The organism is Marinobacter halotolerans (assembly GCF_008795985.1).
In the GTDB taxonomy this organism is placed as follows: Bacteria; Pseudomonadota; Gammaproteobacteria; order Pseudomonadales; family Oleiphilaceae; genus Marinobacter; species Marinobacter halotolerans.
Genome location: NZ_VMHP01000002.1, coordinates 1,172,762 through 1,192,120 on the forward strand (window position 1 = coordinate 1,172,762; position 19,359 = coordinate 1,192,120).

Sequence of the window (19,359 nt, forward strand, 5' to 3'; positions counted from 1 at the left end):
GCTCTTAAGCTCTGCGACGCAGAGCAAGGCCGATAATGCCTGAGAGCAGCAAGATAAAGGTGCCTGGTTCCGGCACACGCGCAACAAACATCTCACCAAAGAATTCATTATCAATGCCGCCGGTGGTTTCCGTGACGGTGACCGAATCGAAGGTCTGGTTAAGGATGGCGCCGAAGAAATTCAGTTTGTCCTTTGCTGCCACTAAATTGACGTCGTCGACGTAGCTTCCACCCAGTGAAAACTCGAGATTGAAGATGGAGTCCACGCAAGTCGCGTTGCAGCCATCCAGCTGCGCAGAACTTTGGCTGGGCTCGTGGAAATAAAAACCAAACGCAGTCGACGCTCCGGTGTTAATTGAAATACCCAGGTTTTCCTTACCGCTGATGGCGATCGCATTTCCACCAGGCATGAGGCTGGACCAGCCACTGCCAACGAAGATTGTATTGCCTGCCGTCAGCGTTGCGCCGCCCAAAGTAACAGACGTACCCTGGGCGCCCAGATTCGGGAGTGCGCCGGTCAGGCTCGTGGCGCCGGAAGCGGCGGCGAATGCGCCGTCATTCACGTAGGCACTGAATGTAACAATGCCAGCGTTCGCCAATGAGCTGAACGCCACTAAGGTGATCGCTGCAAACCAGGTTCCCATGGTCTTCATGGTTTCCGCTCCTTTTGAATATGTCTCAGAGAAGAAGCAATTAAAGGACCATGATTATTTTTTGACTTGTTTTTATGACTTTGAGCGTTTTGTATCGACAATAATCTTTGAAAAGCGTAAAGGAACCTGACGCCAAATCGTGGCGTTCAGAAGGCTCTGGCTAATCCCCCAACGTAATCACGGAACCATTGTTAGCCGAGCCTTCAATGATCACCGGCACGTCGTTGTCGAGGCGCACTACCCGGATCTCTGCCAGGTCTACGCTGAACTGCGCCCCGGCGCTGGTGTCCGGACCGTCAGACGACCCACCGCCGCCACAGCCGCCCAGCAATACGAGGACGGCTAGCGCAACGCTCTGTCGACTGAGGCTCGTTGCTATTCGAGTGCTGAATGTTGCCATGGGCGTCTCCTAGAAATCGTATCCGACGAGGTAATGGCTGGTTCCCAACGGCAGCAGGAAAAGCTCCTGTGATTTCAGGTTCAGTTCGCCGTTGTCCTGGTTGAAGCGGCCATTGCCGAGCTGTGTATCCTCCGGATCAATGGCGCCGTTGTTGTTGGTGTCGTGCCAGAAACGCACAGCGCTGATAGCCGCGGCGTCGTTTCCGCTGCCCCTGGCTCTGAGTACGATTTCCTCCAGCCTGCTGCCGGCATAATTGTTGTCGATGGCGAATTGCAACGCGACGACGTTCTGGCTGCCTTTTCGGCTGGATTGATTGCTCTGGTCGACGGCTGCAAGCAACACTTTTGGCGGGCCAGAGCTGTCAGTGCAGGCATTGCCCACCCCATCGGCGTCGCTGTCCTGCTGCCCTGGATTGGCAATGAGCGGGCAATTGTCGACCAGATCGCAGATACCGTCGGCATCCTCATCCGCCACCGGTGAGGCAATACAGGGATCGACAAGCAGCGCCCTGGGGTAACCCGGCAGGCCGCCCACACCGATGCGAAGGGGCGAGGTGGTCTCCACCCCGACCCCCATTGCCATGTGATAGCTGTTCGCGGAACTGTCGACGGCGAGCATGGTGTCTCGCTCGTCAAATCGCCAGTAGCCCAGAAGGGTCGATGGGAAGAGCGTAAGCGGTGCATCAAAGTGATCCGCGATGTCGCCTGACGTACGGGCCGTCGACCAGAGGCGGACGTCATCAAGGGCGCCCATCAGATCTTTGCCCAGCACAATCTCGTCCCGTTCAATGTCTGTGTCTCCCAGGGTTCCACTGGCTGCATTCTGAAAGACTGGTTGGCCGTTCAGATAAAGAGTGACTCCGTCACCTGTGCCGTCATAGGCCATGGCCACATGGCTCCATTGCTCTGTAGGCACCTCCACACTGCTGTCAATCAGGGCCCAGCCGGGGTTGGCAGTGGCGAGCTCGTAGGTCAGTGTGTTGCCCGGGGAAAGGCCAAGGGAGAACACGCCACTGTTGCTGGCCAGCGTAGCGGCAGGTGCGCCCTGGTCCACCCAGATCCATGCCTCAAGGGTGAAGGTGTCGCTGTTGTCCAGGCTTGCCAGAAGGAGGTTGTCATCAGTGCCGAGATGCATATCACCGTCAAAGCGGATGGCCCCGGAGGTCAGTCGGTTGCCGTCCGCTACCGCCGGCGTGGCAGTTGTCGATACGCTGTTCAACAGGATGTCGAATTCAGCCGAATTGGCCAGTGCCACGCCGTTATCGAGCTCCTCGAACTGCCAACGGGCAACTAACCCCGGCAAAGGTGCAATGCCACCATCCAACACCTGCTGTATCTCCGTTGGCGTCAGGGACCGCGACCAGACCTGAACATCGTCAACGCGACCCTTGTAGGTGGTAGATCCGGAAAGCCGCTGACGCCCGCCAATATGGAAATCATTCTGGGTAGAGTGGAAATCGCCGATAGGGCCAACGCCATCCAGTACATGCAAAAGCCTGCCGTTGACGTAGGCCCGCTGGTTGTCGGACGGGCCAAACTGGTTCTGGTAGGTAACCGCCACGTGGGTCCACTGGTCAGGTTTCGGGAAATACCCGGTCTGAATCCAGGTACTCCAGCCCGGATCGGTGTTGGCGATTGTGTAGGAAAGCTCGCCGTCAATCATTGCCAGTTGGTACTCACCTTCCTTGCTGATGAAAGAGGTGTTGCCATCATTGTCTGAGGGGTTGATCCAGGCGGCAACGGTCAGCGCATCAGTCTGTCTCAGTGCGGCCAGCGCGGTTGGGTCGCGCAACGCAATCTGGTCGTTGTCACCATCAAAATAGACCGCGCCCTTGCCTGTTGGTATGCCGGTGGCCGGGTCCGGCGCCGGTTGTGGCGGAGGTATAAGAACGGCTGCCGAACCAGCGCCGGACACATCCAGCTCATCCACCGTTGTAGTACACATGGCGATACCACCGGCAACGGGCAGAGGGCTGGGAAGGCCCAGGCCAAACGCATCTGCCGTGCCAATCAGCCTGGCCGGTGAATCAACCGACACCGTCACCTTTGCCCCACCGGTAGGGTCGGGTATCTGAGTGCCCGCAAGAATCTGGGAGGTATTGAAAGACACCACTTCGAACGCAGACACACCCTGGAAGATATTGAACGACGCACCAGCAACGTCGGTGAAAAAGTCGTAAAAGCCGATGGCACCATAGACATTGGCACCGAGATCAAGGCCGGCAGTGTTGCACTGCGTGCGGTAGCAGCCGTATTCCCCAAGCGGGCTGTACACCGTACCAACTTCCAGTGAAAAACCTTCGCCAGCCGCAATGGCGCTACCCGATCCGTAGGTTTGTGTCAGGGGGAAAGACTCGTCGGTACTCATTAGCTGCCGCCGGATGGCCGGCGAGAACAGCTCTTGGCACTGCTGCGCGGTAATCGCGCCCTCGTTCGGGTTGGGGAAACACTGGAACGGCGCGTTGCAGCCTTCCGTAAAACAGGCCTCGCAAGAGGTGCCGCTGACACAGGGATTGAAAGCGGAACAGCCCTCGCCTACTACCCTGCGGGCAACACACCGTTGTGGCAGCCCCGGCTGACAGAACAGGCCGTCGCCGCAGGGGTTGAACGCGTCGCAGGTCTGGCCGAGCCGTGCGGGTGAATTGGAGCATTCCAGTGCACCCGTGCAGGACAGGCCGTCTTCGCAGCCCACGAAGGGGTTAACGCAGGATTGACCGGCTTTGGCTTTGCCGACGCATTGGAGCCGGCTTTCATCACAGGTAAGCCCGTCCTTACAGGGGAAACCCGGCGCACAGCTGGCCCCGAGATTGCCCGGGGGAATGCCTGCCAGGCCCACTGTGCCGCATAGCTGCGTTGTCTTGTTGAGTTTGAGGCCGCTGTCGCAACCTACCGGGCAGAAGGCAGCCGCTTCGACAGGACAGGGCACCTGACCGGAGGCGCTGCAGTCGTTACAGGACGGGCGCCTATCGTAGCAACCAGCCGTGATGGTTTGATCGGGAATGGGCCAGGGGCAGTTGATTTTGACGTTGATGCCGTAACTGTTGAAACCGGCGTCACAGATGGAGCCACTGGTGCATTGGGGCTCCAGGTGCCCACCACAGGCGCGTTTGACGACACCGCAGAAGGTTCGGGTTCGATCTTCCGGTCCGGCCACCGCTTCAGTGACCGCGGTGGTAGCCAGCGCTGTAACAAAGAGCATTATCAAGATTCGGGCTGGACAGAGCAAAGACAGTGCAGATGACATCCTGGTGCCTCCGGTGACTGGCGTACATGGCCCTGTCGGAGATTCCCCTCATCGACTGCTTGCAGCTCAAACTGGCGGGGGCGCCCCAATTCATTCGACTGGTTCTTGCGCGCAATAGTTTGATACGTTTCAGGCGGACACAAATCCGGTTGAATTGGCCGCATACGATGTGCCATTCAGACCTTTTCAAATGGATTACAGTGTGTTGTTGCGGCGGATCACGGGAATAACGGGCGGTCAGTCACCCGTGGTGTCAATTTTTCCGACACCTTTAGCACATCCTTTCAGCCCGGGGTTCATCCTTTGATGCCCGCATAATGTACTATCGATTGGTGACGAACCTTATTCACGAACCCGGAAACGTGACCTCACATGCCTGATCTAACCTACCTCCGCCCTTTCGATCCCTCCCGGTTCAATCTTCGCGTCGACCAACCAACGATGAAAGCGGTGGTCACCACCGGCAACGGCGGTTATGAAAAGCTGGAATACCGCGATGTTCCCATTCCTGTGCCAGCACCGGGAGAGGTGTTGCTGAAGGTGTTAGCGGCCGGGGTCAACAATACGGAGATCAATACGCGGCTTGGCTGGTATTCATCTTCGGTTGAAGGAGGAACCGAGCAACTATCGGAAACCGAGGATGAGCCCGCGGTTGAGGACGGCGGCTGGAACGAATCCACGCCCTTCCCGTTCATTCAGGGCACCGACTGTTGTGGGGAGGTTGTGGCCTGGGGCGAAGGTACGCAGGGGCCGGCTATTGGCAAACGGGTGCTTGTGCGGGCCTGCATGCGCCTTAACGGCTTTGATTCGCTGGATAACATCTGGATGGCGTCGGATTTTGACGGCGCCTTTGCCCAGTACGTGACGGTGCCCGCCAGCGAGGTATTTGAGATTGATTGCGACTGGAGCGACGTGGAACTTGCCACTATCCCCTGCGCGTATGGCACGGCAGAGAACATGTTGCACCGGGCAGGCGTTACAAACGTTAGCCGCCTGTTGGTTACCGGAGCATCTGGCGGGGTCGGTTCTGCGGTCGTCCAGCTGGCCAATCGCCGGGGTGCCTATGTGATTGCCGTAGCCGGCGAAAGCAAGCTGGATTTGGTCAGGAGCCTGGGGGCGGACCAGGTGGTTGCCCGTGGACAGGACCTGTCTGCTGAAATTTCGGATTCGTCAGTGGATGTGGTGATCGACAATGTCGCCGGTGACCAGGTGGGAACGCTGTTGAAGCTGATGGCCCGTGGTGGCCGCTATGCTTCCTCCGGCGCCATTGCCGGGCCGATCACCACCATCGATATGCGCGATTTTTACCTCAAGGATCTGACGCTGATTGGATGTACGGCCTGGGATGAACCGGTCTTTCCGAACCTTATCGGGTACATTGAAAAGGGTGAGATCCACCCGTTGGTTGCAAAGACCTTTGAGCTGAAAGACATTGCCACGGCTCAGCAGGAATTTCTCAGAAAGACCCACTTTGGAAACTTTGTTCTGGTGCCACCGCACTAAAAGCATCGTTTGAGTGCAAAGGCTTAGATGCTACATTTCAGTTAAACCCCTATTCCAGACATCGGAGGGCACTATGGCAGGTGGATGGTCCCGCGATGGCGCGGTTCAGGATCAGATCGACGCAAGCGTTGAGGATGAGGTTCAGCGGGCCCGCAGCCAGCTGACCAGCGGCGATAGCCTGAAGGAATGCGAGGAGTGTGACCGCCCTATTCCGGAAGCCCGTCGCAAGGCGATTCCAGGCGTCCGGCTTTGCGTCGAGTGCCAGGCTGCGCTTGAGCAGCAGAACAGCCAGTCCGGCGGCATCAACCGCCGTGGCAGCAAAGACAGTCAGCTGCGCTGAATCTGCGCCAGGCCGGTGGCAATATCCTCACTGTTTTCAGGGCGGACCAGGCGTGTGACTTCCTCCCCGTCCTCCAGAAAAATCAGCGTCGGCCAAAGTTTGACGCCAAAAGTCCGGCCCAGCCGGCGCCCCTTGCCATCTTCGACCTTCACATGCTCAACCCCAGAATAGCTCTCCATAGCCGCCTTGATTCGCGGCTGCGCAGCCTTGCAGAAGCCACACCAATTTGTGCCGAACTCGATCAACAACGGGCCTTTGCTGTGCGCGACCTCTTCTGGCGTTAAGGACTCGGGTGTGTATTCGTGCTTAAACGGCATAGTGATTTCCCGCCAGGTGTGAGGCAACGTTAGACCATCGGAGTTGTTATGGTACCGATTTAAAGACTCAGTCATCCAGCCATCTGGCTAATACGGATATTTTCAACTCAAAACTTGCAAATATTTGTAACAGTAAAACATTGAAAAATCTATGAATTCTATTTTCAATTGTTCACTTCCAACGGTAACTTCTCTTTGGAGTCGGCCCCATTAGCTCGGCCCGAAATTTCGATTAACCCTTCCTTGGTCAGATGTTGGCGTCAGCAATGTAAGAGGTGCCCGCTGCCGCTCATTGCCCTCGCACCAAAGGCTTAAATCTCTACTGGAGTAGGTCAACAATGGACTCACGCACTGATTTGCCGGTTTTAACAAAACCTGGTTTCTTTAAGCTCACGATGGGCTTGATTGTTCTCGGAACCATGACGGCTTGCGGAGGTGGTGGGAGTGGAAGTGAGTCCAGCCCCGCACCCGTTGAGAATCAGCAGAGTTTGATCATCGAAACCCAGGAAAACACCGTCGAAACACGCCAGCTCAACGGAGTTGTTGAGCCGGAATCGGTCAACCCGGTGCCGGGCTTCGACAGCCCACAAATTACAACGGACATTTCCGACGATACAGTTTCGATAACGGTGGGCGATCTCTCCAACAACTCAAGCGAACGCTTTACTCTGGTTACCGAAGCAGGCACTGAATACACCATCGTTATTAACGCTCTGAACGCCAGTGCAGAAGCGTTAGTGCAGCAAGCCGAAACACTTACCGAAATTACGTCGCCGCAGACGCTGGCCAGCGATGACCTCCGTTTGCTGAATACCGTGCTTGAAATTGAATATCTTGCAGGCCGCATCAGCGAGTCCGAAAAGACAAGCACAAGCACCGCGGCAATCAACGCGTTGAATAACTTTGCCAACACCCTCGAAAACGAAATAGCCCTGCTGACTCTTGCTCTTTCCAACTACAAAGCGGGCGATACTCCCGAGTCTGACCTTGATCAGCGCCTCTCTGCCGCCGCAGCGGCACTGAGCGATGTTGGCGGTGCGGGCGAAGCTGCTCTGGATAATGTTTCAAACACGCTAAACGAGATGGGAATGCCACTGCCCGCCGATCTTGAGGCGACCAACCCACTGGCCTATGTCCAACAGGCAGACCGGTACAGCCGGTTTATGAATGCCGACTACGGCACCTTCGATGCCGAGGGCAACTTTTCGTTTAGCAGCAGCTATGACTTCTTCAATGCTGTTTTCCACTACGCCAGCCAATAAGTCGCAGGGGCACTGAATTATGAAAGTCGTCAAAACAGGTTTTTCGTTGTCCATACTGGCAACTGTGTTGAGTGCAGGCGCATTCGGCACCGGGTTTGTTTCGGCAGAACCCGTTGGCATAAGTGTCCAGACGCTCAATGGCGACGTTCGCCTGATCGTCAAACGTCAGTTGCCTAACGGCGAAATACGCTATGAGAAATTAACGGTGCCGGCTACCGAGGCAGACGCCCGCGAAGCCCTCCTTCTTCAAGATCCATCAGTGTTGCTTGTAGAGCGCGACACTATGACCTTTAACCCCGTTCCATTGAGCAGACCCGCCCCTGTCACCGCTATGGCGATTCTCGATGGCGGCGACCCGGTTGATTACAGTGATCCGGACTATTCGAATCAGACTTATTTCCGCGCTGGCGAGACGTTCAACACTCGCTTGAGTGAGGCGCATGGCCGCATCCGATTCACCAACACGATTCGCATCGGCATCATCGATGGCGGATTTGTAAAATCGCCGGAAGTTACCTACGCAGAGGGCTCCTCTGTCACTTATGGCGTGAAATCGGATCAGTTCTACAATAGCGATCAGGAGACTGCCTGCCCAGAAGGGTCATCAACCCATGGTGACCAGGTGGCCCAGGTAACTGCAGCCAACTCCAATAATGGTCTCGGGATCGCAGGGGCAACTCAAAACGTCGAGATTGTCGGTGCCCGTGCCCTCGGATGTGATGGCAGCGGATTTTTGAGCGACGCCTCGGATCAAATTCGATGGCTGTCTGGGGATACGGTTGTAGGGTTGGCTGATATCAGCAGCCCGGTAAACATTATTAATATGTCTCTGACCGCACCAACGAGTTGCCCCACTTACATGCAGGACGCCATCGACGCGGCCCGCGGTAAAAACATAACCATTGTCGTAGCCGCGGGCAACGATTCAGGAAACGCCGTCAGCTATGCGCCGGCTAACTGTGATGGGGTGGTTACCGTGGCGGCCACGGAACGAGATGGCGCGATTGCGTTGTACTCTAATCTCGGTGCGCCGGTTGCCGTATCAGCCCAAGGCTCCTCCATGCCAGTAATCATCAATGGTGAGCCTAGACGCGCATTTGGAACGTCATTCGCCTCGCCGCTGGTAACCGGTGTTATTGCCGCCGCTCTCTCTGAAAGGCCCAAGCTGACGCCGTCTGAAATCGATACGATTATTGCTCAATCCGGCAAACCCCTGAACGATGATGTGACCGGTTTTGGCTCTGGTATTCTCGATTCGATGCTCTTCATGGATGGCGCAGGTGTGCCCCGCGAGGCGGTTACTGCCCAATCCGCGCTGACCGGCGAACGGGAACAGTACCAGGCGGCGCTGACCCACCCGGTGGCCACCGCCTATCTACAGGCGAAAACCGGAACCGCGGGCGCCTGTGAGCTCTACCAGGCAGACGGTCAGTACCTGGAAAGCCCAGGCACGGATGACTCGATTGCGGTTTTCAGTGTGGCTGACGGCGAACCCTTGAATCCGACAGACTCAACGGCAATGATCATCAACAGCACGCCCGGGGCTGATAAGCTGATCATCTCACAAGCGGATATCGACGCGGCCACCGGCAGTAACCGGCAGCTTGGCGTTGCACACTGCAATCTGGCGACAGGCGCGAACTGTTCGGTGAAGGATAATGTAAAAGCCTTTGACCCGGCAGATATTGCCTTGCCTGCCATCTGCAGCTAATGGCCTGGGGGCGCCCGGGCGCCCCCAAGCATATTCTCTCTGATCAACCTGCTAACAGCGAGATCCTTCCATGCCGAAAAACCGCGCCCCGATCTTGATGGCATTGACCGGCATAGCCCTTTCCGGCTGTCTGGCTTCCACTGAAAAATTGCCAATGCTGCCCGAACCTGAGGGAGAGCGTTCTTTTATCGTCGGTTGGCAGGCAGATAGGGCCGGGATCTCGGATAAAGAAGTCCACAAAAGCCTGCTCGCCAAATACAATCGGGCGGTCGAGACTGCGGCCTCTGAGATGGGCTGGACATTAAAGCCCCGGATCTTAACAAATGCCAGCAACCTGTCCACAACCTTTGATCCGGCTAAATATCGGTCTGCTGCCCTCTATGGAATCAGTGCGCCTGACCTTGGCTGCGAAGTGACGGTAAATGAGGACGAGCGCGTATCCTCAAACTGCCTGATCAGCGTCAATGTTGGTGGCCTGAATGCCATGGAAACGCCAGAAGGCGTCGAAGTAGGTTCAGCCGATTCCTGGGCATTCGGCGAAGCCATGCGCCATGGGATTACCCTCAAATCGTCTGATGAGCGTAAGCTGCCAGTGCTGGCTTTCTCAAAGCTGGTGTCGGCCAGCCTGCCAGGTTCCATCTATCTCTATTTGCCGCAAGACGATAGGGGGTTTTGGCTCCATCAAGGACAAAGGATTCCCGCTTCAACGGATTAGTCTATTCCCCGGCGTAGGATGTTCTTCCAGGAAGCTCATCGATTCGTTGATTTACTTGCCGCTTCAGACTGTTATTCAGAACGGAATCTGATGCCACCGGATTTACCGCGCCAGTTATTCTGCGTTAGGAACACGCCTCGCACAGAGACGAATTCGAGACAATGTTCGACGACGCTCTCGCGTTGCTTTTTTGTCGCAGTGGCGCCGTCAATGGGGACGGTGGCAGGGATGAGTATCTCGGCCCGGCTGTGGGGCGTCTGAAGGAAGGTCTGACACGAGTTCAGCACACAGTCTTGGCGAAAAACTGGGCTATGCTCAAGGCTTATTACAGCCTGGCACAGTAAAAGCCAATAAATACCGAGAAAGAGGAGAACCGAGTTGCTGAACCAATGGTTACCCATTGAAGGCTCCGAGGTAGCGCTGAATACCGTTCTGTTAGGCATCATTCTGTCGACAAGTATTCTTGCAGATACGGTGGCACGGCGAACCGCTGTGCCACGCATCTCTATTCTGATGGTCATTGGTATTGCCATCGCCTTTGTTCAGCAAGTCTGGATGGGACAAGCAAATGATGACTTGCTGGGCGAGCTGAGCCAGCCGTTAATCCAGTTGGCGCTGGTGATGGTGGCGTTTATTCTGGGCAGCGAACTGAGAATAAGCAGGTTACGTCGCACCGGCCCAATGATCCTGGCCATTTCGCTGTTTGTGATTATTGGCGGCGGGCTGGTTGTGGGCGCTGGTTTGCTGGCACTGGGGTTTCCACTGGTGGTGGCGGTTTCACTGGCGGCGATTTCAGTCGCGACAGACCCGGCAGCCGTTAGCCAGTCGGTACGGGAAAGCGGGAAAACCGGGCTGGTGCCCAAGGTACTGCTAGGCATAGTCGCTATTGATGACGCCTGGGGAATTCTTGTTTTCGGGCTCAGTATGGCGGCGCTTGGCTGGGTCATTGGTACAGATGGCGACCTGGCTTTCCTGCACGCTCTCTGGGAGTTGGGCGGCGCGGTTCTGCTGGGTGTCGCCGTTGGCCTGCCTGCGGCCTGGCTAACCGGCCGCCTGCGGCCCGGCGAGCCCACACAGGTGGAAGCCATCGCCCTGGTGCTGCTGCTGTCGGGGCTTTCTTCACTGATGGGGATTTCCGCACTGTTGGCATCCATGATCGCGGGCTGCCTGATTGCCAACCTATCTTCCCATCACACCCGATCATTCCGGGAGATCGAGCATATTGAATGGCCGTTTCTGGTGTTCTTTTTCGTGCTGTCTGGCGCCAGTATCGACCTGTACAAGGTGAACGATGCATTACTGCTCACTCTCGCCTACATTCTTCTGAGGCTGGCAGGCCGGGTTCTGGGCGGTTTTATGTCCGTTAAGCTCAATCGTTCTACACACCAGACTCTGCCCTCGAATCTTGGCCTGGCACTGACTCCGCAAGCAGGTGTCGCTATTGGTATGGCGCTGCTGGCTGCCCAACGTTTTCCTCAGTACAGCGACACCATCCTTCCGGTTGTGGTTGCATCAACCATTGTCTTCGAACTGATCGGCCCCGTTTTTGTCAGGCGGGTTCTGAATGGGATGGGGCCCGGTTCACTTCCTTAATTCCGCATTTATGCTAATTTACCCGCCGTTGATCACAACGGTTAAATTCGATTGATATGTTTCAGGGCACAGCCGGGTATGACAAACAAAGCGTTTAGTGAACGGCTGAACTATCAACTGCTGGATAGCTTTGTCGCCCAGACCTCCACGGTCATTCTGGGGCATCTACTGGTCGGAGCTATCAATCTCGCCCTGTTCTGGAACCAGATTAACCATCTTTTTATGGTCGGCTGGGCATGCTTCGTTCTGTTAGTGGTGTTGTGCCGGTGGTTCATGACAAGACGCTATAAACAGAACCAGCAGCTTGTGACGGCCAATCAATGGTGGGCGCTGTTTGCGATCAGTTCGTTGTCGCTGGGCCTGGTCTGGCTGGTGTGGTCTCTATACGTCAGCTCGGTGATTGATCTGCACGGCACGGGTATTTCAATCCTGCTGATCACCGCCGCCGGACTGGTTGCCGGGGCTGTGGCGTCCACGTCTTCTTCCATCTATTCCTATCTCTGCTTCTCTATTCCGATACTGCTTCCCCTGAGTGCGGTCTTGCTAATGAACGATGAGATCCAAATTCAGGGCATCGGTCTGCTAATAGTCGCTTTCTTCATCATTACCCTGCGGCAGGTACTGAGAATTCATCGGGTTTTGCGGGAAAGCATTCTGAACGGACTGGAGCTTGAAGCCTCTAAAGAGGAGACAGAAAAGCTCGCCAAGGAGCTGTACAAGATATCCACAATGGACGCCCTCACCTCGGTCATCAATCGCCGCGGCTTCAACGAGGCCCTGAGCGCGGAATGGTCCCGGGCCATGCGGGCCAGAACGCCGCTGACGCTGCTTATGATCGACGTCGACTATTTCAAACCTTTCAACGACACCCTCGGCCACCCTGCCGGTGACGAATGTCTGCGCCTGATCGCCTCGGCGTTGCCCCTTTATGTCAGAAGAGCGGGTGAAACCATCGCGCGCTACGGCGGCGAGGAGTTTGCCGTTCTGCTACCCAATACGGCGGCACCCGAGGGCGTAAAAATTGCGGAAGATATTTGCGAAGGCGTCGCCAGACTGGACATCCGCCACCCTGCCTCTGAAATATCAGAACGGGTCACCATCAGCATTGGCGTGTGCGGCGCAGTGCCAGGAGAAGTGGAAACCAGCCATGAACTGATCCGGCTGGCTGATAAAGCGCTCTATCAGGCCAAGAATTCGGGACGGAATTGTGTGCGTTCTTACGACGCGTCAATTGAAGATCAGTAAACCAGACGGAAAACATCGCGACTTCATTTCACCGGCTATACTCTCAGATGACCAACCTATGTGAGGAAGTGAAATGAACAGGTTCGCAACTACTTTCTACTTTGCGCTGCTGGCTATTCCCTTAATGGCATCCGCAGACAGCATGGTCTCGACAGCTCCGGAAAATGCCGATGTGTACTTCATTCAGCCACCTGACGGTGCAACCGTTGATAGCACCTTCAAGGTGGTGTTCGGCCTGCAAAACATGGGCGTCGCCCCGGCCGGTGTTGAAAGGGACGGCACCGGGCATCATCATCTACTGATTAATACCGACGCACCTTCGGATATGAGCAAGCCACTGCCAGCCACGGACCAGATCAGACACTTTGGCGGCGGGCAGACCGAAACCGAAGTCACCCTGCCCCCGGGCAAGCATACCTTGCAGTTGTTATTGGGCAACTATGCCCATGTGCCCCATTCTAAACCCGTTGTGTCGGAAAAAATTACTGTTATGGTTAAGTGATCAAAGGGGCCTGCTGGTCCTGAGACTGCACTTGTTTCGTATGCCAGAACGGCGGCCGAGAGGCGGCCGTTTTTTATGAAACAGCCTATGACCAACCAGGAGCATTCGAATGACCGGCCCTCTTGATGGAATCCGGATAATCGATCTGACGGCCATGATCTCCGGACCGCTGGCCACCATGATGCTGGCGGATCAGGGGGCAGAGGTGATCAAGGTGGAGAACCCCGCCGGTGGCGATTTTACCCGCTCTGCGGCAAACCGACAGGGCGATATGTCGGCGCTGTATCTCAATAACAACCGCAACAAGAAATCCGTAGCGCTTAATCTGAAAGAGCCTGAAGGGCGCGAGGCGCTGCTGAAACTCGTCGCCACGGCTGACGTGTTTGTGCAGAACTTCCGGCCGGGCGTGATCGAAAGAATGGGTCTGGGCGAGGAGGATCTTCGCAAAGTGGCACCGGATCTGATCATGGTATCCATCAGCGGTTTCGGTGACAGCGGCCCCTATGCCCAACGCCCGGTTTACGATCCGCTGATCCAAGGCCTGTCTGGCCTTGCGACGGTTCAGGCGGGCTCCGATGGGCGCCGACCTCAACTGGTCAGAACCATCCTGCCAGACAAGCTCACCGGTGTTACTGCGGCCCAGGCTATTACCGCTGCCCTGTTCGCCCGGGAGCGCACCGGCGAGGCTCAGCATGTTCGCCTGTCCATGCTGGATGCCATTATTGCGTTTCTGTGGAGTTCCGACATGGGTAGCCAGACCTTTGTTCACGCCGACCTGCCCCAACAGGAAGCCGCCAGCTTTCAGGACCTGATCTACGAAACCACCACCGGCTACATCACCATCGCGGTTCAGAATGATCGGGAATGGCAGGCGCTGATCCGGGCGGTCAGCCGGCCGGAATGGGCTGAAGACCCACGCTTCAAAACGGCAGAGTTGCGTCAGCAAAACATCGATGCCCGGCTGGAACTGATCCAGTCTGTGATCAGGACCGAATCGGCGGAACACTGGTTGGCGGTACTTGAAAAAGAGCAGGTTCCCTGCGCACCGGTACTGACCCGCACGCAGATGCTTAACCATCCCCAGGTTCAGGCAAATGAACTTCTGGTGAACTACGACCACCCGAACGCGGGCACTGTTCGACAGACGCGCGGCCCGGCCCGGTTTTCCCGATCGGCCAAGCAGCAATATCAGGGTGCGCCTGCCCTTGGTCAGCATACCAGGGCGCTTCTGAAGGATTGTGACTATTCTGACAAAGAGATTGAGGCAATGATCACCTCGGGTGCAGCAAGCGATCCCGGGCACTGAGACCAATAAAAAGGACAAATATGAGCGCCTACGCCATCGGGCAGATCACCATTAAAGACTCCGCCAAATGGGCGGAATACCGGGGCCTGCTGCCCGAAACACTGGCTCCCTGGGGCGGGGAAATCCTGTTGCGGGGTAAACAGGCAGCAGTTCTGAGCGGCCAGCACCGGCACACGGATACCGTGGTAATCCGGTTTCCAGACCTGGAGTCCCTGCAGCGCTGGCATGATTCGCCCGCCTATCAAGCCCTGGTGCCGCTGCGGGATTCCGCTGCGGATGTGGACTTGATTCGCTATGAGGCGGATTCCTGAACGGAGTCTGGTATCACGACCGAAGATTCAGCCTTGAGGATCCATTCTAGGATCGGTCCTGTTCCTGGCGAACAGCGTCTACGGCGGAATCGGCGATCAGTCCCTCGGCGGCGGCATGCTCGGCCATCGCAAGATTATCGGCGGCCAGTATCAAGTCACAGCCAGACTCTCTGGCTTCCCGGGCGAGCCGGTCGATGGATGCGGAGCGCTCGCGACAATTGCTGACGTCCCGAATATAGATACCCAGTATACGGCCCGGGTGTTCACGGAGGATGTAGGTGTAGATCTCCGGATCGCGCTGCCCCGAATCGCCGACCAGAACAAACCGCATCTCGGGATACATACCAAGAATATGGCGGATCGCGTCCAGCTTATGGTCTTTATCCCTTCTCGGCAGCAAGCTGCCCCGCTTCATTCCCCACTCCCGCAGGATCAGGATCGGCCCGTGGGGGATGCAGTTGCGACGGAACACCTCCGCCAGAACCGCATAGATGCTCCAGGGTGCCCGTGAAACATAGAACAGGGGGTTGCCCTGATGGGGAACCTGGCCGGCATGGAATGCCTGGTAAAGCGCGGGGACGCCGGGAAACACCTCACGCCTGTCGGCACCCTGGGCGAACAGACGCCACATCATTCTGGCAGTATTGGCGACGCCCGTGAACACGACGGTATCGTCAATGTCGCTGATCACCCCGTACTGGGCGCTGGACATGGGCGTGAAAAATTCTCCGGTCGTAGCGGCTCGCTCGTCGACCGGGCTGTCCAGCGAAAGGTCCATCTCGTGCCAGGCGACGTCCGACGGCATGTTGCCCAGTTCCATATCCACGCGAAAATAACCGTGCTGGTCGGTGTAAACCACTGTATTGGTGTCTTTGTAGCGAATGCGCACGCACGCACTGACAATGGGCTTGCGAAGCAGCCTGCGGATCAGGTCGATGATGTCGCGGCGCAGCAGGTCTTCTCGCAACGAGGCACCAAAACCCGGCTGCCGGAATACCCGCCCCATCAGGAACAGCCGATTGCGGGAACCGAAACCCCGGTACGCCTGGATGAAAAGCCCGCCCCGGCCATTGTCGCCCTTGACCGGCGCTGCCAGTATATGGAGACCGCGACGAAGGGATCTCAGGTAACGGTTGAAACGACGCTGAAACGACATCAGATCCTCTTGCGCATAAACGAAATACCGCAACCCTGAAACAGAGCTCGGCAGGCCACTCCCTGGTATGGATGGCCGCCATTGTAGTGCAGATGCAGTGGGGTGTAACCACTGGGACTCCCCACCCGGACTCCTGACAAGAGGCCCGAAACGTGAACGACTTCAACATTGCCCTGGCGTTGGCCGGCGCCACGGTTCTGCTGATTGGCATGATGTCCCGATTGCTGAACCGTACCATTCTGTCACCACCCCTGCTGGCATTCACCCTGGGGGTGTTGGTTGGCCCGGTACTGGGCCTGATAGATCCCCAAGCCTGGGGCAACAATTTTCTGATTCTCGAGGAAGCGGCCCGCCTGACACTCGGCGTCAGTCTTATGGGCATCGCCCTGCGGCTGCCACAGCGTTTCGTGTTCGACAATGCCCGGGCCCTGACGGTGATTCTGGCAATCGGGCTGCCGCTGATGTGGCTGGTAACCAGCGGACTGACACTGGGCTTTCTCGACGTCGGGCTGATTACCGCACTGATGTTTGGCGCCTCGGTCTGCCCGACCGACCCGGTGGTTTCGAGTTCAATCGTTACCGGCGGTGTGGCCTCCGACAACCTACCCGGGCGCTTCCGCCACACGCTTTCTGCAGAGGCCGCCATCAACGATGGTCTCGCCCTGCCTTTTGTCATGCTGCCGATTCTGCTGATCAAAAGTGCCGATACGGCACTATCCCAGTGGTTGATCCACGTGCTGCTGTGGGAGGTTGTGGTAGCCGTCGCCCTTGGCGCCCTGCTGGGCTATCTGGCCGGTACGGCTCTGCGTGCGGCGGAAGCCCGGGAACTTATCGACCAGCCCTCTTTTCTGGTGACCACCCTGGCACTGACTTTTCTGGCACTGGGGGCCGGTAAACTATTGGGGACGGACAGTATCCTGGCAGTGTTTGTAACCGGCATAGCGTTTGATCAACAGGTGGGCGGCAAGGAGCGAAGTGAAGAAGGCAATGTTCAGGAAGCGGTGAACCTGCTGTTTACACTGCCGGTTTTCATTCTGGTGGGCCTGATGATCCCCTGGTCCCGCTGGCTTGATCTTGGTTGGACTGGCCCTGGCCTTGCGCTCGGGGTGCTGGCCCTTCGGCGGCTACCGGTAATATTGCTGTTACGCCCCGCGATTCCGCCCTGGCGGGAGCTACCGGTGGCTTTGATGGCCGGCTGGTTCGGGCCCATCGGTGTGGCGGCGGTTTTCTACGCCATGCTGGTTCAGCGCGAAACCGGCAATGAACTGGTCTGGGTGTGCGCCAGCCTGCTGATGACCAGTTCGCTTGTTATCCATGGCATAACCGCCGCTCCGGTAGCGAAGTACTACGGTCGCCGCTATGGTTAAACCAGTGCCGCAGGTCAACTTTTCCCTCGCTATGAGAGGTCGCCATGAACAACAAACTACAAAAACCACTCTACATTCCCTACGCTGGCCCCTCCTTACTGGAACTGCCATTGCTGAACAAAGGCAGCGCCTTTACCAGACAGGAACGTCTGGATTTTAACCTGATTGGCCTGCTGCCACAGAACGTGGAGACCATCGAGGAACAGGCAGAGCGGGCCTACCGGCAATACCAGCTTTGCCAGAATGATCTTGACCGGCACATTACCCTGAGGGCGATTCAGGACGATAACGAAACGCTTTTTTACCGTTTGCTGGAAGATCATCTGGAAGAAATGCTTCCGATCATCTACACGCCAACCGTGGGCGCAGCGTGCCAGGAGTTTTCCAACATCTATCGCAACCACCGCGGCCTGTTTGTGTCCTATCCGGACCGGCAGCACATGGACTACCTGTTGCACAGTGCCACCAAGGAAAAGGTAAAAGTCATTGTGGTGACCGACGGCGAGCGGATTCTGGGGCTGGGCGACCAGGGAATCGGTGGCATGGGCATCCCGATCGGCAAACTTGCTCTGTACACCGCCTGTGGCGGTATCAGCCCGGCTAATACGCTGCCGATCATGCTGGATGTTGGCACCAATAATCAGGACCTGCTTGATGACCCAATGTATATGGGCTGGCGCCATAAACGCATTAGTCAGGAAGAATACGACGAATTCGTGGCTGAATTTCTGGACGCCGTTAAGCGCCGCTGGCCCAACGTACTGGTTCAGTTCGAGGATTTCGCCCAGAACAACGCCATGCGCCTGCTCAGGCAGTATCGCGATCAGGCATGCTGTTTTAACGACGATATCCAGGGCACTGCGTCCGTCTGCCTGGCCACCCTTCTCGCAGCCTGTAAAACCAAAAACGAGAAGGTCAGCGATCAGACAGTGGCTTTTCTTGGCGCCGGTTCAGCGGGGTGCGGCATTGCCGAGCAGATCATTGTTGCGATGACCAACGAAGGCCTGACTGAACAGGAAGCCCGCAAAAGGGTATTCATGGTTGACCGGGCCGGATTGCTGACTGAGGACATGACCAATCTGCAGGATTTCCAGTCTGCCCTTGCCCATCCACGTGACCGTGTCAGCGAGTGGCCGGGAACGGAACTGATTGATGTGGTCAAGCAGGCAAAGCCGACGGTGCTGATTGGTGTATCGGGCCAGCGCGGCCTGTTCAGCGAAGAAGTAATCCGGGCCATGCATGCGGGCTGCAGCCGCCCTCTGGTGATGCCGCTTTCAAACCCGACCTCGCGGGTGGAGGCAGAGCCCGCCGACATTCTGGCCTGGACCAACGGCCAGGCACTGGTCGCTGCTGGCAGCCCATTCAGACCGGTGGAACTGGGTGGCCACACCTACCCGATTGCGCAGTGCAACAACGCCTATATATTTCCGGGTATTGGACTAGGCGTGGTAGCCTCCGGTGCCTCACGGGTGACCGATGCCATGCTGATGGCGGCTGCAAACGCGCTGGCAAAACAGGCACCTATTGTCCAACAGACCGGGCACAAGCTATTGCCAGACCTGTCTGACATCCAGCAAATCAGCCGCAATATCGCGTTTGATGTGGCCTGGCAGGCCCAGGAAGATGGCGTGGCGCTACGTTCAGATGAGGAAACCATCCACCGGGCCATTGACCGCAATTTCTGGCACCCCAAATACCGAAACTACCTGCGGCGCTCGATCTGACGCGTTAATGCC

17 protein-coding genes are annotated in these 19,359 nt (G+C 56.9%); 12 read left to right on the plus strand and 5 right to left on the minus strand.

The features are described from left to right. Positions 1-4: 4 nt before the first annotated feature. The 3 genes from FPL19_RS15745 to FPL19_RS15755 all read right to left on the minus strand — a co-directional run bounded on the left by FPL19_RS15745 (position 5) and on the right by FPL19_RS15755 (position 4,250). Positions 5-652, minus strand: coding sequence for a PEP-CTERM sorting domain-containing protein (locus FPL19_RS15745; protein WP_150913875.1), 648 nt, complete (start codon positions 650-652; stop codon positions 5-7). Between the two features lie 160 nt (positions 653-812). Next, complete coding sequence (locus FPL19_RS15750; protein ID WP_150913876.1) at positions 813-1,052, minus strand: hypothetical protein; 240 nt, start codon at positions 1,050-1,052, stop codon at positions 813-815. Between the two features lie 9 nt (positions 1,053-1,061). After that, entirely contained in the window at positions 1,062-4,250 is a 3,189-nt protein-coding gene (locus FPL19_RS15755; protein WP_191965299.1) for a LamG-like jellyroll fold domain-containing protein, read from the minus strand. Positions 4,251-4,667: 417 nt separating this feature from the next. On the opposite strand from FPL19_RS15755, the gene FPL19_RS15760 reads away from it, so the two are divergent. Next, positions 4,668-5,798 carry an alcohol dehydrogenase family protein gene (locus FPL19_RS15760; RefSeq protein ID WP_225314455.1) on the plus strand — a complete coding sequence of 377 codons (1,131 nt, stop codon included), beginning with the start codon at positions 4,668-4,670 and terminating at the stop codon, positions 5,796-5,798. Between the two features lie 73 nt (positions 5,799-5,871). Further along, entirely contained in the window at positions 5,872-6,138 is a 267-nt protein-coding gene (locus FPL19_RS15765; RefSeq protein WP_150913880.1) for a DksA/TraR family C4-type zinc finger protein, read from the plus strand. On the opposite strand, the gene FPL19_RS15770 is transcribed toward FPL19_RS15765, so the two are convergent. Further along, positions 6,126-6,455, minus strand: coding sequence for a thioredoxin family protein (locus FPL19_RS15770; RefSeq protein ID WP_150913882.1), 330 nt, complete (start codon positions 6,453-6,455; stop codon positions 6,126-6,128). The two genes, FPL19_RS15765 and FPL19_RS15770, sit on opposite strands and share 13 nt — an antisense overlap. Before the next feature lie 338 nt (positions 6,456-6,793). Between FPL19_RS15770 and FPL19_RS15775 the strand changes: the two genes are divergently transcribed. The 8 genes from FPL19_RS15775 (at position 6,794) to FPL19_RS15810 (ending at position 15,100) form a co-directional block, all read left to right on the plus strand. Then, on the plus strand, positions 6,794-7,717 hold the full coding sequence (locus tag FPL19_RS15775) for a hypothetical protein (protein ID WP_150913884.1): 924 nt from the start codon (positions 6,794-6,796) through the stop codon (positions 7,715-7,717). Positions 7,718-7,736: 19 nt separating this feature from the next. Next, entirely contained in the window at positions 7,737-9,428 is a 1,692-nt protein-coding gene (locus FPL19_RS15780; protein WP_150913886.1) for a S8 family serine peptidase, read from the plus strand. A 70-nt stretch (positions 9,429-9,498) separates the two neighbouring features. Then, positions 9,499-10,143 (plus strand): hypothetical protein, encoded by a 645-nt coding sequence (locus FPL19_RS15785; RefSeq protein ID WP_150913888.1) that lies wholly within the window; start codon positions 9,499-9,501, stop codon positions 10,141-10,143. A 378-nt stretch (positions 10,144-10,521) separates the two neighbouring features. Next, on the plus strand, positions 10,522-11,736 hold the full coding sequence (locus tag FPL19_RS15790) for a cation:proton antiporter (RefSeq protein ID WP_150913890.1): 1,215 nt from the start codon (positions 10,522-10,524) through the stop codon (positions 11,734-11,736). Positions 11,737-11,814: 78 nt separating this feature from the next. Then, a complete protein-coding gene (locus tag FPL19_RS15795) occupies positions 11,815-12,981 on the plus strand; it encodes a GGDEF domain-containing protein (RefSeq protein WP_150913892.1) in 1,167 nt (388 codons plus the stop codon). 73 nt (positions 12,982-13,054) lie between these two features. Next, on the plus strand, positions 13,055-13,483 hold the full coding sequence (locus tag FPL19_RS15800) for a DUF4399 domain-containing protein (RefSeq protein ID WP_150913894.1): 429 nt from the start codon (positions 13,055-13,057) through the stop codon (positions 13,481-13,483). A 109-nt stretch (positions 13,484-13,592) separates the two neighbouring features. Continuing rightward, positions 13,593-14,789 (plus strand): CaiB/BaiF CoA transferase family protein, encoded by a 1,197-nt coding sequence (locus tag FPL19_RS15805; protein ID WP_150913896.1) that lies wholly within the window; start codon positions 13,593-13,595, stop codon positions 14,787-14,789. Between the two features lie 20 nt (positions 14,790-14,809). Beyond that, positions 14,810-15,100, plus strand: a complete 291-nt coding sequence (locus FPL19_RS15810) for a DUF1330 domain-containing protein (RefSeq protein WP_150913898.1) — start codon at positions 14,810-14,812, stop codon at positions 15,098-15,100. A gap of 46 nt (positions 15,101-15,146) precedes the next feature. On the opposite strand, the gene FPL19_RS15815 is transcribed toward FPL19_RS15810, so the two are convergent. Further along, entirely contained in the window at positions 15,147-16,256 is a 1,110-nt protein-coding gene (locus FPL19_RS15815) for an App1 family protein (protein WP_150913900.1), read from the minus strand. A gap of 152 nt (positions 16,257-16,408) precedes the next feature. Between FPL19_RS15815 and FPL19_RS15820 the strand changes: the two genes are divergently transcribed. Both FPL19_RS15820 and FPL19_RS15825 read left to right on the plus strand, forming a co-directional pair. Further along, positions 16,409-17,623, plus strand: coding sequence for a cation:proton antiporter domain-containing protein (locus FPL19_RS15820; protein ID WP_150913902.1), 1,215 nt, complete (start codon positions 16,409-16,411; stop codon positions 17,621-17,623). Between the two features lie 44 nt (positions 17,624-17,667). Further along, positions 17,668-19,347: an NAD-dependent malic enzyme gene (locus FPL19_RS15825; protein WP_150913904.1), complete on the plus strand. Its 1,680-nt coding sequence runs from the start codon at positions 17,668-17,670 to the stop codon at positions 19,345-19,347. The last annotated feature ends 12 nt before the right edge of the window (positions 19,348-19,359 follow it).

Bases quoted from the DNA above. Each gene is read 5' to 3' on its own strand.
- FPL19_RS15745 (WP_150913875.1), bottom strand. From the start codon at position 652: ATGAAGACCATGGGAACCTGGTTTGCAGCGATCACCTTAGTGGCGTTC.
- FPL19_RS15750 (WP_150913876.1), bottom strand. From the start codon at position 1,052: ATGGCAACATTCAGCACTCGAATAGCAACGAGCCTCAGTCGACAGAGC.
- FPL19_RS15755 (WP_191965299.1), bottom strand. From the start codon at position 4,250: ATGCTCTTTGTTACAGCGCTGGCTACCACCGCGGTCACTGAAGCGGTG.
- FPL19_RS15760 (WP_225314455.1), top strand. From the start codon at position 4,668: ATGCCTGATCTAACCTACCTCCGCCCTTTCGATCCCTCCCGGTTCAAT.
- FPL19_RS15765 (WP_150913880.1), top strand. From the start codon at position 5,872: ATGGCAGGTGGATGGTCCCGCGATGGCGCGGTTCAGGATCAGATCGAC.
- FPL19_RS15770 (WP_150913882.1), bottom strand. From the start codon at position 6,455: ATGCCGTTTAAGCACGAATACACACCCGAGTCCTTAACGCCAGAAGAG.
- FPL19_RS15775 (WP_150913884.1), top strand. From the start codon at position 6,794: ATGGACTCACGCACTGATTTGCCGGTTTTAACAAAACCTGGTTTCTTT.
- FPL19_RS15780 (WP_150913886.1), top strand. From the start codon at position 7,737: ATGAAAGTCGTCAAAACAGGTTTTTCGTTGTCCATACTGGCAACTGTG.
- FPL19_RS15785 (WP_150913888.1), top strand. From the start codon at position 9,499: ATGCCGAAAAACCGCGCCCCGATCTTGATGGCATTGACCGGCATAGCC.
- FPL19_RS15795 (WP_150913892.1), top strand. From the start codon at position 11,815: ATGACAAACAAAGCGTTTAGTGAACGGCTGAACTATCAACTGCTGGAT.
- FPL19_RS15800 (WP_150913894.1), top strand. From the start codon at position 13,055: ATGAACAGGTTCGCAACTACTTTCTACTTTGCGCTGCTGGCTATTCCC.
- FPL19_RS15805 (WP_150913896.1), top strand. From the start codon at position 13,593: ATGACCGGCCCTCTTGATGGAATCCGGATAATCGATCTGACGGCCATG.
- FPL19_RS15810 (WP_150913898.1), top strand. From the start codon at position 14,810: ATGAGCGCCTACGCCATCGGGCAGATCACCATTAAAGACTCCGCCAAA.
- FPL19_RS15815 (WP_150913900.1), bottom strand. From the start codon at position 16,256: ATGTCGTTTCAGCGTCGTTTCAACCGTTACCTGAGATCCCTTCGTCGC.
- FPL19_RS15825 (WP_150913904.1), top strand. From the start codon at position 17,668: ATGAACAACAAACTACAAAAACCACTCTACATTCCCTACGCTGGCCCC.